The organism is Mesorhizobium sp. USDA 3734, assembly GCF_056279665.1.
In genome coordinates this window covers 1,075,588-1,088,404 of record NZ_JBWCCW010000001.1, presented here as the reverse complement: position 1 = coordinate 1,088,404, position 12,817 = coordinate 1,075,588, and the positions used below count along the sequence as shown (strand labels likewise).

The 12,817-nt window shown below is 58.6% G+C and carries 11 protein-coding genes; 1 reads left to right on the top strand and 10 read right to left on the bottom strand.

From position 1 onward, the window contains the following. Positions 1-37 precede the first annotated feature (37 nt). The 10 genes from ACZ89F_RS05145 to ACZ89F_RS05100 all read right to left on the bottom strand — a co-directional run bounded on the left by ACZ89F_RS05145 (position 38) and on the right by ACZ89F_RS05100 (position 11,215). Entirely contained in the window at positions 38-892 is an 855-nt protein-coding gene (locus tag ACZ89F_RS05145) for a hydroxymethylglutaryl-CoA lyase (protein WP_476090695.1), read from the bottom strand. Continuing rightward, positions 892-2,394: a sugar ABC transporter ATP-binding protein gene (locus ACZ89F_RS05140; protein ID WP_476090694.1), complete on the bottom strand. Its 1,503-nt coding sequence runs from the start codon at positions 2,392-2,394 to the stop codon at positions 892-894. Before ACZ89F_RS05140 ends, ACZ89F_RS05145 begins: the two co-directional genes overlap by 1 nt. Beyond that, on the bottom strand, positions 2,391-3,194 hold the full coding sequence (locus ACZ89F_RS05135; protein ID WP_476090693.1) for a hypothetical protein: 804 nt from the start codon (positions 3,192-3,194) through the stop codon (positions 2,391-2,393). The genes ACZ89F_RS05140 and ACZ89F_RS05135 overlap by 4 nt, the downstream gene beginning before the upstream one ends. Beyond that, positions 3,118-3,534, bottom strand: coding sequence for a hypothetical protein (locus ACZ89F_RS05130; protein ID WP_476090692.1), 417 nt, complete (start codon positions 3,532-3,534; stop codon positions 3,118-3,120). The genes ACZ89F_RS05135 and ACZ89F_RS05130 overlap by 77 nt, the downstream gene beginning before the upstream one ends. Next, entirely contained in the window at positions 3,531-5,645 is a 2,115-nt protein-coding gene (locus ACZ89F_RS05125; RefSeq protein ID WP_476090691.1) for an ABC transporter permease, read from the bottom strand. Before ACZ89F_RS05125 ends, ACZ89F_RS05130 begins: the two co-directional genes overlap by 4 nt. 68 nt (positions 5,646-5,713) lie before the next feature. Continuing rightward, on the bottom strand, positions 5,714-6,718 hold the full coding sequence (locus ACZ89F_RS05120; RefSeq protein WP_056566257.1) for a sugar ABC transporter substrate-binding protein: 1,005 nt from the start codon (positions 6,716-6,718) through the stop codon (positions 5,714-5,716). Between the two features lie 32 nt (positions 6,719-6,750). Continuing rightward, complete coding sequence (locus tag ACZ89F_RS05115) at positions 6,751-7,707, bottom strand: ABC transporter permease (RefSeq protein ID WP_476090690.1); 957 nt, start codon at positions 7,705-7,707, stop codon at positions 6,751-6,753. Between the two features lie 68 nt (positions 7,708-7,775). Next, on the bottom strand, positions 7,776-8,528 hold the full coding sequence (locus ACZ89F_RS05110) for an enoyl-CoA hydratase/isomerase family protein (RefSeq protein WP_476090689.1): 753 nt from the start codon (positions 8,526-8,528) through the stop codon (positions 7,776-7,778). Continuing rightward, positions 8,529-9,878 carry a CaiB/BaiF CoA transferase family protein gene (locus ACZ89F_RS05105; RefSeq protein WP_476090688.1) on the bottom strand — a complete coding sequence of 450 codons (1,350 nt, stop codon included), beginning with the start codon at positions 9,876-9,878 and terminating at the stop codon, positions 8,529-8,531. It abuts the gene before it with no gap. 17 nt (positions 9,879-9,895) lie between these two features. Continuing rightward, a complete protein-coding gene (locus ACZ89F_RS05100; RefSeq protein WP_476090687.1) occupies positions 9,896-11,215 on the bottom strand; it encodes a hydroxymethylglutaryl-CoA reductase, degradative in 1,320 nt (439 codons plus the stop codon). Between the two features lie 118 nt (positions 11,216-11,333). Between ACZ89F_RS05100 and ACZ89F_RS05095 the strand changes: the two genes are divergently transcribed. Then, positions 11,334-12,731: an aminotransferase-like domain-containing protein gene (locus ACZ89F_RS05095; protein ID WP_476090686.1), complete on the top strand. Its 1,398-nt coding sequence runs from the start codon at positions 11,334-11,336 to the stop codon at positions 12,729-12,731. Positions 12,732-12,817: the final 86 nt, after the last annotated feature.

Sequence of the window (12,817 nt, the reverse complement as noted above, 5' to 3'; positions counted from 1 at the left end):
CTCTTCAACGAAAACAAACAGTTAGCGGGTGGTTGCCCTACCTCAAGCCAAGAGCAAATTCTTCAGCAAGTCGAAGTCCGTCGGGATCAACCCCCGTCGCGTAACCTTTTTGTGTTAGATGGGAGTTGATAACTCCGGTGCCAATGTTGCCTGCAGCACCTGGAGCATAAGGACAGCCCCCTAGGCCGCCCGCGGAACTATCGAACGTAGCGATGCCCCAATCCAACGCGACGTCCACATTCGCACGAGCTCGCCCGGAAGTGTCATGGAAGTGGCAGGCTACCATCGGTGCTGGAACCCGGTCGAGTACGCGTTCCAGCATGAGACTTACGCGTTCCGGCAATCCCCGGCCGATCGTATCCGCTACCGAGATCTCATGGCAACCCAGGTCCATCAGTTGCGAAGAAACAATTGCGGCTGCTTCGGGTGCGATTTCGCCCTCGTAAGGACAATCGACGGCACAAGACACGTAGCCGCGAACTGGAATGCCATGCGACCTCGCGAGGCTTATCGCCGGCACGAATCGTTCCAGGCTTTCGGCTATGGTGCAGTTGATGTTTCTGGACGCGAAAGTTTCCGAGGCGCTGGTAAAGACGGCCAGTTCGTCAGCGCCCGCGGCAATCGCGGCGATGGCACCCTTGTCGTTGGGCACCAGCACGGAGCGTATCAAGCCTTTCCGCGCCGGCGTCCGTCGCATCACCGCGTCATGATCGGCCATCTGGGGCACCCATCTTGGCGAGACGAACGCGGTGACCTCGATACGAGAAAGACCCGCATCTGCCAGCAAACGGATGAGCTTCAGCTTGTCCTCGGTCGAGACGATATTTTTCTCATTTTGCAGGCCGTCACGAGGGCCCACCTCGACAATCGTGACCTTGCGATCGCCGCTCATTAATGGACGGCCGCGTACATGATCGTTTCTTCCGTGGCAATCCGGCGGTCCATTTCCTCGACGATCTTGCCCTGGCGGGCAATGAGGATGCGGTCGGAAAGGCTGAGTATCTCCGGCAGGTAAGACGAGATTACCGCGACTGCGATCCCCTGGTCAGCAAGCTGGTTTATGAAGGTATGGATTTCGGCGATAGCGCCGACATCGACGCCCCGCGTCGGCTCATCGAAGACCACAAGTCTTGGCTTCTGGACGAGCGCTTTGGCAATCACGACCTTCTGCTGATTGCCGCCGGACAGTTCGATGACTTTCGCGTCCGGGTCGATGGCCCTCACATTGAGACGTTTACGCCATTCCTCGGCAACGGACCGTGCTTGCTTCATGGACACGATGTTGAAGCCGCCAAAGGATTGTCCGCCGAGCTGGCCCATATAGATGTTTTCGGCAATGCTCATCGTCTCGAAGAAGCCTTCCGCCTTTCGCTCTTCGGTCACATAGACAATGCCGTCGCGCACAGCCGGCGCGGGCACCAGATAGCGCTTGGATTGGCCGTCGATCTTGACTTCTCCGCCATGAAAGAAATCGCGTTTCAGAACCCCGCATACCACCTTCAGCGTCTCGGTCCGGCCGGAGCCGACCAGGCCGAAAATCCCGGTCACCTGCCCCGCATACAGCGAAAACGACGTGTTGCGCACCATGTTGCCCATCGAGAGATTTTCGACCGAGAGCACTTTTGCGCCACGCGGCCTTGGAGCGCGCATGCGCGAGGCACCGCTGTAGATCTCATCTGTCAGCGTTCGACCGACCATGGCCTGAATGATCTTCTGCCTATCGAACGCGGCGGCCTTGTCCGAGGCCACCAGCCTGCCATCTCTCAGGATGGTAATCCGATCCGCAACCATGAGCGCCTCTTCAAGCGCATGCGAAATGAATATGATGGAGACCCCCTCGTCCTTCAGCTTCCTGATCAGCTTGAAGAAGTAGCTCTTTTCCTCCGGCGTAAGGGTCGCCGTCGGTTCATCGAAGATGATTACCTTTGCCTTGTGATGCACCGCTCGCGCGATCTCGACCATCTGCTTCTGTGCGGCGCCTAAAGAGCCCACGATGGCTGAAGGATCGACGTGGAAGTTCAGGGACTGGAGGAATTGCTGAGCGGAAATGTAAATGCCGCGAAGCCGGTTCAGAGGCTTCTCTTTTCCCAGATAAATATTCTGAGCGACCGACATCGACGGAACCAGGCTGTTTTCCTGGTAGACCATGGCTATCCCTTTCGCGAGCCCCTCAGCCGGGGTTGCGAGCTTCTCCTCACGGCCGTTGATGAACATCTTGCCGCTGCTGAGCGGATAGACGCCGGCGATGATCTTCGTCAGTGTCGACTTTCCGGCGCCATTCTCGCCGAGCAACGCATGAATCTCACCGGGCAGCAGCTGAAAGTCGACATCCGAGAAAGCGGGATTGCCGCGAAAATCCTTTGTAGCGGCCTTGAGTTCGACAATCGGTGTCATGCTGCCGACCCCATGAGAACCGAGAGGTCGTCCGGCTCGGTCGGAGAGAGATGATCGAGCGCAAGGATTTCGCCGCGACCTTTGGAGGCGATGAACAGCCTATCGCGGATTTCAACACAGGATGTGATGCCGTGCCGGCGGCCATCAGCCCTGCTGTGGGCGCTCCAAATTGGCTGAAAGCTGTCATCGAGACGAAGCAGGAGACCATAGGAACGGCTCGGTGCCCAGGGTTTGTGGATGCCCAGTCGGATGACGCTACCCGCTTGCAGCGGTTCCTTGAAGCTGCGTCCGCTCGAAAGCGTAGGTGCGATCCAATATTCCGGCGCAATGGTTTCCATCATTTCGCGCCTGTAGCGGTTTTCGCGCAGCACAAATTCCTGCAGCTGGGAGCGGACCGCAAACATCGTTAGCCAGTATCCATTCTGGCTGGCTGGCTGAATCCGTCCGGGATATGCGGGCAAATCCGCAAGCACCGTTGCGACGCTGCCGTCGACAACGTCCAGCACCAAAAGGCGATGTTTCCAGGCTTCAGAAATGACCAGCTTGCCGTCCCTGGCTACTGTGACGCCCGAGGGAAATCCTAGGCCTCCCTTGATGAGGCTCGCATTTCCGGCTCCCAGATCAATTCTCACGACGCTTCCGCTGCGGCCAAGATTCAAGAGATCCCGACTCCATTCGAGGGCCGAATGGGCGCTCGAACCATTGCAAACGACCAGCGTGTCTTCATCCAGGAAAACGGCTGCCGTTGGACAGTTGAGCTGCTGGGCCGGACAGATTCGCGGCAAGTCGCTTGCCGTCATGCCGACCACCGACGATCGCGATACCAAGATTGTCCAAGCCCACGGCAAGGGCCCCTTGCGGTGATGCGGATAGGAAGGTGATCTCGGTATCGCAAGTGCTCCGAATGGAGGTACTTCCGTCGTCGTGAAGTTCAACCAGCCGGTTGCCAGAGGTGAGCAGCATTTGCCCCTTCGCAATCGTCAGATTGTCCGCTCCATCTATCATCGAGACGCTGGCAATGCGCTCCAGGTAGTTGTTGGGCTTGAGCGCGCCGTCCATGACCGGAACCGTGATGGAATGATCGCCGCGCCCACCCATGAACTTGTCGAAGATACTGCCGATGCGACCAGACATGCTCATGCGTTTGCTCCCCAATAGGACGCTTGTGACGTCCAGGTTGGATCAGCGTCGGGCAGCTTGAGACGACCTATCCGATCATTGTAGAGCCCGCCGAGATACAGATATCCCTTGTGCTCGCGCATCGACGTCACCATTGGGTGGTTCTTGCCTCCAAGGTCCCAATAGGATTCCACGATTTCGCCGTTCGGCTTGAATTTGAGCACGCACCCCGTGTTGATGTTCGGGAACAGCCATTCGTCGCGGGCGACACGCTTGGCCATGCGTTTGCGCAGCGACGGCATTCTCATCGCCAGGTCGAGAGCCGGCGATCGCATGCCGACAAGAGCCACCCAGAAACTTCCGTCCGAGGCTCGATTGATGTTGTCGGGATACCCCGGAAGATTCGGGATCGTCGTTTCGCAGGTGCCCTTCTTGGGACCGTCGAACCAGTATCGATTTACACGGCAGCCCCAGGTCTCGGCAAAGAAGAACGATTGTCCGTCGCCGGCCATGCAGACCCCATTTGGGAATTGCAAATTTCTGAGGATCGTTTTGGTCGAACGATCGCGTGGGTCAAAGCAGATCAGGCGGCCGTTGCCCCTGCTCTCCAGCGCATCTGTCGCCCAGTCGTGCATGTCGTAACGGATGGTTGCTTCAGAAAAAAAGATGCGGCCGTCCGGCGCGATGTCGAGGTCGTCGGCAAGCTTCAAACGGGAATCGTCGATCACCGAAAGGACCGTCCGCTTGGTCTCGTCGGTCAGCTTTGTGACCTGCCGATCCGGCGAAACCTGATAGAGACCCATCCCGCCAATACAGACATTCAGGTTCTCGTTGGCGTCAAAAGCCAGCCCCAGCGGATGACCGCCAATATGAACGAATATCTCCCACTTGGTGTAGTCCGGCGCGAAGAAGCGAACGATATCGCCGTGCCGATTTGGACAATAGAGATTGTCGTTCCGATCGAAAATGACGTCCTCCGGGCCTTCGATCTCGCCCTTGCCGATGAGCGAAACATCCTTCAGCCGATCGTTGAGCGCGTAGGGACTGTCAGATCCCGCGTCGGTCTCTGGAAGTGCCGGGAGACGGAAATACCCGGGTGACACATACACCTTGTTCAGAAGCTTGTGCCGGTTCTTCAGCCAACGGACGTCGATGGCCACCACGACGAGCAGAACAATTCCGAGGATCATGGAACTGATGCCGCCGCTGATACCGACGCGAACCATGCTGTCAGTCAGAATGAGCACGACAACCGCGCCCAGTACGGATTTCACCACCGACCCACGGCCGCCGCCCAGACTGTTGCCTCCAAGGACCGCGGCGGTCAGCGCCGCGATTTCGAGGCCGACTCCGGTATCTGATCCGGCGCTGCCGAGGCGTGCCGCGAAGAACACGCCGGCCAACGACGCAAGCACGCTCGACCAGACATAGGTGGTGAAGATGGTGAACTTGACCCGCAGGCCGGCATTGTAGGCGGAACGACGGCTGCCGCCGACAGCCGTAATATGCCATCCGGCGCGCGCCCTGGTGAGAATGACGTGCCAGAGCCCTATGACGACGATGGCGACGAGGAACGAGAAGGGAATGCCAAGGACCTGGCCTTCTCCGATAAAGAACCAGAGGTCGGACTCCGGGAAAACCGCCGATATCTGAACCGCATAACGCAGGAGAAGGATGTCGACGATCGATCGAATGATGATGAGCGTGACCAGCGTTGTCAGGAATGCGCGGATCCGCAAATAGCCGATCAGGAAGCCATTGACCGCACCGCACAGGGCGCCGACGGCCAAGGTGGCTATCACGGTGGCCCAGACCGGCCATTCCAGCAAGGTGATGCAAACAAGGGCCGTGATGTTGGCCAGGGCAAACACGCTGCCGACCGAGAGATCCAGGCCTCCCGCCAGCAGCACAATGCCCATGGCGACGACGACCAGCGAGAATTCCGACAGTTGGCGCGACGTCTCTGTTAGGCTCGACAGCGTGAAGAAATGCGGATTCTGGAGAAGAAAAAAGCTGATCGTCACGATCGTCGCAAGCACGGGAACGGCGTTGTCGCTCCAGCGCTTGGTCAGCACTTCGCCAAGCACCTTTTCCGGAAAATAGCGAAAATAGAGGCGCTCGATCGCTTCCATCTTAAGATCCTAACTGCAGACATTGCTGGGAAGGTCACCGCGTTTCCACGCAGTGACCTGATACAAAATTACTTTTTGAGCTGATCCAGATCCCAACAGCTGTTCGTCGACATCGTTTCCTTGCTGATGATCTTGTTTGGCGTGTACAGCGCGAACTTCACGGCGCCTGCCGCTTCTTTCGATTGCAGCAACACCTTGATCGCGTTGTTGAGATCGCGCCCCTGGCCTTCGACGTCGTAGGAAATGACCTCCTTGAACGTTCCGTTTTCCACGCCCTGGCATGCCGTCTTGTTGCCGCCGCCGGATGTGATCAGATAAATATCCTTGCCGGACTCCTGGATCGCGGCGCCGGTTCCGGCGTCCATCACATCCCAAAACCCGATGATGCCACACAGGTCTGGATTCTGCTGGATCACCGTCTGTGCGATACCGCGCGCCTTCGACTGATCCCAGTCGCCGGTCTGGCTGGAAACGATCTTGATGTCGTCATGACCCTTCAGCGTCTCGGAGATCGCATTGAGCTGATAGACGCTGGCCGCTGCTGTCGCCGGCCCCTGGATGATCGCGATCTTGCCGCTTTTACCGCTCGCCTTGCCACACTTCTCGATCATGCGATTGGCAGCATACTGGCCGATGCCATACCAGTCCGCCCCTACAAAGGCGTCCGTCTGGTAACTTGACTTCATGTTGACCTGGATCACCTTGATGCCCGAGTCCTCGGCCTTCTTCAGCGTGCGGGCGTAGGATGCAACGTCGAAATTCTGCACCACGATGACGTCGGGCTTTTCGGTGATGGCCTGGGTCAATGCACGCGTGCCGGTATCCGTGCTCCAGTTGGCGTCGCGGATATCGAGGGTGTAGCCCAGCCGCTTCGCCTCCTTTTGCATGATCGCCGCCCACCCCTCCGGCAGATCGAAACTCATGGACATCGGCACGAAGACGACCTTCTTGCCGGCGAGTGAATCAAGCGTCGGCTGTCTCAATTCGTCGACCATGCCGTCCTGCGCATGGGCAGCTCCAAGTGAGAGAATGCCGGCCACTACCGCTGCCGCGGCATACTTCGCTATCATCATGTTGGTTTCCTCCCGTTGGATGATATTGAGCGTCAGATATCTCCCTGCTGCGACGTCTGTTCATCGCGAGGGTTGAGGAGTGCGTCCACGATCAAGGCGCCAAGCAGCACCGTGCTTTTGACCAGGTTCTGGACTGTGTAAGAGATGTCGAGGATCGTCATACCATTGAGCAGGAGGCCGATCAGAATCGTGCCTACCAGCACGTTGCGGACCCCGCCTCGTCCACCAGTGAGACCGATGCCGCCCAGAATGACCACCAGCAGAACGTCGTATATGAGTGTCGAATTGACCATCCTCATGTTCATGCTGGCGACGGAGGCCGCCGTCACGCAACCGGCCAGGAAGGCCATCACGCCCGAGAGCACGTATTGAAGAATGATGACCGGCCTGACGGGAATACCCGTGATCCGTGCGGTCGAGATGTTGTCGCCGATAGCGTAGATGAACCGTCCGAATCCTGTCCTGCGAAGAAAGAAATAGAGGGCGGCGGCGCACACTGCGAAAAGCCAGATCGGGATCGGGATGCCTAGAAAGCTACCGCGCCCCAGAAACAGGAACCAGCTCAGATTGTCCGGCACATTGTTGACATCGAGCGTGGCGATCACGCCGCGCCCCAGTCCGTAAACGATCGCGGAAACAGCAAGCGTTGCGAAGATCGCGGGGATTTCGACATAGGCAATCAGAAAGCCCATGACGATCGCGACGACGATCACGAATGCAAGGCCGAGCACCAAAGCCGTTGAAAAGGCGTAGCCCTGGTTGGCAAGGACAATCGAGAGCGTCAGCGACACGGCCATCACCGCGACCAGCGAAAGATCCACACCGCGGCCGATCACGACGACAGCCATGCCGAGGCTCAGCATCCCGAGCATGGCGACATTTCGGATCAGATTGAGGATGTTGTCCCGACTGAGAAAGTTGTCGAGCGTGATCGAGAAATAGACGAAGAGAGCGATCGAGACGAGGAATACGATCAGCTCCTGCGTCACGCCTATGCGATGGCCGACGCCTTTGCGCGCGGCATTCGATGCCAGGTTTTGAGGGGTGCAAGACACGGTCACTTCCCCTTTCCGGCGAAAGCAGCAAGGCCACGCTTGGCGTCGTCGCTCCTGAAAGTCCGCTGTCCCAGTATCGCTTCTTGGCGGAACGCCTCTGTCAGCGGCAGATCCTGCAATGTGAGTGCTGCTTCCTTGATCGTCTGGACGGCGGTTGGGCTCAGGCTTGCAATATGGTGCGCTGTTTCAAGAGCGACACGCTCGACGTCCTGGCTATCCACCGCCTGATTGACCACGCCTTTGGCGAGCATCTCGGCCGCCGTAAAACGCCTCGCGGTCAACATGATCTCCATCGCGTGAGCGTAACCGATCTGCCTGACGAGGCGCACCAGCGTCCCGCCGGCAGGCACAAAACCGAGCGTCGCTTCAGGCAGCTGGAAAATGGCGTCATGCGCCGCGATCCGGATATCGGTCGCGAGCATGATCTCGAAGCCACCGCCAAAGCACATGCCCCGGATCGCGCTTATGATCGGCTTGAAGAACCCGGGGAACTTGATATGGGCCGGGTCCCAGGCAGAGATGTCGAAAGTGTCCGCGGCAAGCGCCGGAATGGATTCTTTTAGATCGGCTCCGACGCAGAAGGCGCGCTCGCCGCTGCCCGCGAGGACGACTACCCGAATGGCATCATCATCCTTGGCGGCCTTGAAGGCGCGGCCCAGATCCTCATACATGGCCAAGGTCAGCGCATTGAGCTTCTCCGGTCGATTGATCCGGACAGTGGCGACGTAACCGTCTTGGGTAAGATCAATCGCCATCTAGATCGCTCCCCCGGCCTTGAGCGCATGCAGCTCCTCTGGAGAAAGGCCTGCCAATTTCCCAAGGATCAGTTCATTGTGCTCTCCCGGCGCGGGCGCCGATTGGGGCGCGGCCTCAACCGCTCCCGAAAGCTTTATCGGCAGCCCAAACATGCCGATAAGTTTGCCGGCAATCGGAACTTTGACGATCATGTTCCGCGCGGCGATGTGCGGATCCTCGACGACTTCCGCAATGGTCTTGATCGCGCTCAGCGGGATCTTGTCGCCCGCAATTTCCTCCAGTTCGGCCTTGGTGTAGCGGCTGAACCAGCGGTTAAGCAGCGGATTGACCTTCGTCTCCGCCACTATTGGATCGAAGCGCTTCTCCATCGTGTCGATCGCAGGGTCGCACGCCTTGTCCGGCTCGCCGAACAGAGCACATGTAATGGCCCAGAACTTGTCCGTGTAGCCGCCGAAGAACACGTAACCATCCTTGCAGGGGAACTGGCCGTAGGGGCGCACGAAGGGATGTTCATTGCCGAGTGGTGACGCGATCTCGTTCTTGGCCGTGTAGCGGACAACGGCATTTTCCGTCAGCGTAAGCACAGAGTCCTGCTGCGATATGTCGACTACCTGACCGAGGCCGCTTTTTTCCGCCTCACGCAGGGCGGCAAGAGTGCCGATAGCAGCATACAAGGACGCCGCGAGGTCGCCGATGATGGTGCCTACGCGAACCGGTGGCCGGTCCGCGTAGCCGTTCATCGACCACAACCCGCCTGAAGCCTGCCCGGTGTTGTCATAGGCAGGCTTTGATGCGTTTGGACCGCTGCGACCATAACCGCTGATCGCGGTATAGATCAGCTTGGGGTTTTCGGCTTTGAGCACCTCGTAGCCGAGATCCAGTCTGTCCATGGTTCCCGGTCGAAAATTCTCGACCAGGACGTCGGCCCGGCGTACGAGCTTTTTTAATAGCGCCTTACCTTCAGCGGATTTGAGATTGATCGTAATTCCGAGCTTGTTGCGGTTGAACTGCGAAAAAAATGCGCTGAGTTCCTCTCCCTCTTCGCCGACGAAAGGCGGGAAGCTACGCGCGTAGTCCGGCTCGTCCGGATGCTCCACCTTGATCACGGTCGCACCAAGGTCAGCCAGCAACATCGAGCAGAACGGGCCGGCGACGACACGTGTGATGTCGAGAACAGTCAACCCGCTCAGCGGGCCCGTCCGTGTTGGAATCGCGTCATTCTGAAGTGTTTCGATCACGTCATTCTCCCGGAAAACAAGCCTGGGAGATATCTGCCCGGATTCTTGGATCGCGCAATGAACATTGCCGGTCGCCGCATCGCCGACCGACCGCAAATGATTTTTCAGCATCGCGGTACAGCATGATCTCAGACCTTTTCCGCCCTGATCAGCTCAAGTACATCCTTGGCGCGATCGACGCGTACGTCATGGTTCGCAGACAGCGTCGACGCCACCCTGTCGATCTCGTCACCGGTTGCGCCGGCCACAATTGCAATGTTGCGGGCGTGCAGCGCCATATGGCCTCGCTGGATGCCCTCCGTCGCCAATGCACGCAATGCCCCCATGTTCTGCGAAAGCCCAACTGCCACCGCCACCTCGGCGAGTTCCTGGGCACTCTCGACGCCCAGGATCTTGAGGGCGGCACGGGCTGCCGGATGGGTCTTTGTCGCACCACCCACAAGGCCCAGAGCCATGGGCATTTCCAGAGTACCGACAAGATGGCCTTTGGCATCGATTTCCCATGTCGACAGCGAGGTGTAGCGACCTGAGCGCGAAGCCCATACATGCGCGCCCGCTTCTATGGCGCGCCAGTCATTGCCAGTGGCCACCACAATGGGGTCGATGCCGTTCATGATGCCCTTGTTGTGGGTGGCGGCGCGGTAGGGATCGACGATGGCAAGGGCGCATGCTTCGACAATGCCGCGGGCGATACGATCACCCTTGTACTCGTCGGTCTGCAGCGTTTCGGGGGCGACCGTTACCATTGCGCGGGCGATGCGCAGATCGGCAAAGTTTGACAGAATGCGCAGCCGCACCACGCCGCCGCTTATCGCTTCAATCATCGGCGCGACGGCTTCAGCCATCGTATTGACCGTGTTTGCGCCCATGGCATCACGCACATCGACGATCAGGTGGACGACAACCATGGGGCCGGCAGCCGTCTGATCAAATACGTGTACTTCGATATCGCGGCACCCTCCGCCAAGCGATATCAGGACCTTGTCCTTGACATTTGCAGCAGCAATGATCGCCTCTCGTTCCCTCAGGATGCGGGCCCGCGCGCCGTGCGGGTCGCGCACTTCAAGAACTTGCACCTGTGCCCGCATGATCGGTCCGGTGCTGGAGGTGAAGAAGCCACCACTCTTGCGGGCAAGACGGGCCATGTACGACGCTGCTGCCACGACAGATGGCTCTTCGACGGCCATCGGGATCAGGTAGTCTCGGCCATTGATTGTAAAATTTGTGGCTACGCCGATCGGCAGCTCAAACGTCCCAATGACGTTCTCGATCATGCCATCGGCCAGCGCAATCGGGAGGCCGCCGCCGGCAAAAACGCTGCGTTCGATATCGGTGAGCGACATCACATCGCCCACCCGGCCAAGTCGCTCAGCTGGTGAGAGATTCCGCAGGTTCTCAATGCGCGAATTTATGGCGGAACGCGTTCTGCCGTTTTCTGTATCGGTCACAGGCGCCTCCCACGCGATGTGTAATTTTTCTTCTTGAAACAAGAATGATCATTGTTACCATCTCACGAAAGGTACAGATTACAGAATTTGTCTGAATCTGTACCCATAGGAGGCGACGTTGAGGCCGACAAATCCAAGCGGCAAATCCGGTGAAACTCTTGCGGAGAGTGTCGCAGCGCGGCTGGCCCAGGACATTGCATCGGGCAACCGGGCGCCAGGAAGCAAGCTCCCTTCGATCAGGAATGCGGCCCGCGAATACGGCGTGTCGAAGAACACCATTGTCGAAGCTTACGACAGATTGGCGGCAGCCGGTCAGGTGACGCCGAAGGCACGGTCCGGATTCACGGTCAGCAAGACTGCGCAAACGAACGGAACGAGGCCAAAGCACGTATCGGAAGCCGTCGACATCGCTTCGCTTCTCAATGCGCAGTTGGAGGAGAGTTTCGAGATTCGAGTTGGTGACGGCCGCCCGCCCCCGGCATGGACCGAGGAGTCCGAGATAAGGCGTCATCTTGGGTTGTTCGGTCGCGGCCCTTCCCCGGGAGCGGACGCCTACGGGTCCGCCTGGGGCTTTCCTCCCCTGCGGCAGCAGATTGCGCGACGCCTGGTGAACCAACACATTCAAGCGACTGAAAAGGAAATCCTGCTCACGTTCGGTGCCAATCATGCGCTCGATCTTGTCGTTCGGGCGTTCCTGGCACCTGGCGACGTCGTGCTCGTTGATGAGCCCGGATATTACCCTCTCTTTGCCAAGCTCAAATTGGCGCAGGTCCGAGTCATTGGCGTCCGGCGCCTGCCTGACGGACCAGATATCGAAGACTTTGCAGAGAAGGTTTCGGCGGAGCGTCCGAAACTGTTCTTCACGCAGTCAATCGGCCACAACCCAACCGGCGGCTCCATCAGTCTGTCTGTCGCGCACTCTATTCTCACGGTTGCGGCGAAGCACAACGTAACCATCATCGAGGACGATCCTTTTGCGGATCTCTCCCTCGTTCCTCCCAATCGGCTTGCAACGCTCGACCAACTCAACCACGTGATTTCGATCGGCACCTTTTCCAAGACCCTGTCCGCGAGCTTGAGGTCAGGCCATATCGCAGGCCGCGCCGACAAGGTCGCCGCACTTGCAGAACTGAAGATGCTGACAACAGTGAACAGTTCTGGCCACGTCGAACGGCTCCTTCACCGCCTGACATCCGAAGGCCACTATGATCGCCACCTCAAGCGCCTTGCCCAACGCATCGAGACGGCAGCAACTCGCGTGCATTCAGCCCTCAGCCGGAATGGTTATTCGATCTTCGCCGGCAATGGCGGCGGCTACTACCTCTACCTCATGCTGCCAGGAGGCATCGACGACATAGAACTCGCCCGACTGGGCGCCAAGGAGAGCATTTTCATAGCGCCTGGAAGCGTCTTTTGCATCGACAAACAGAGTCCAATGGCCGCTGGGATCCGCATAAATGTGTCACGGGCGGATGACGAAAGGTTTTTCGACTTTTTGCTGCGAAGACTTTCCTAGTCGTGGGCACCAGCACAACAAGTGCCCGGCGCCCACATGGCATTGGTGCCGCCACGGATGGATCGATGGCGCCTTGGGATCCGGAA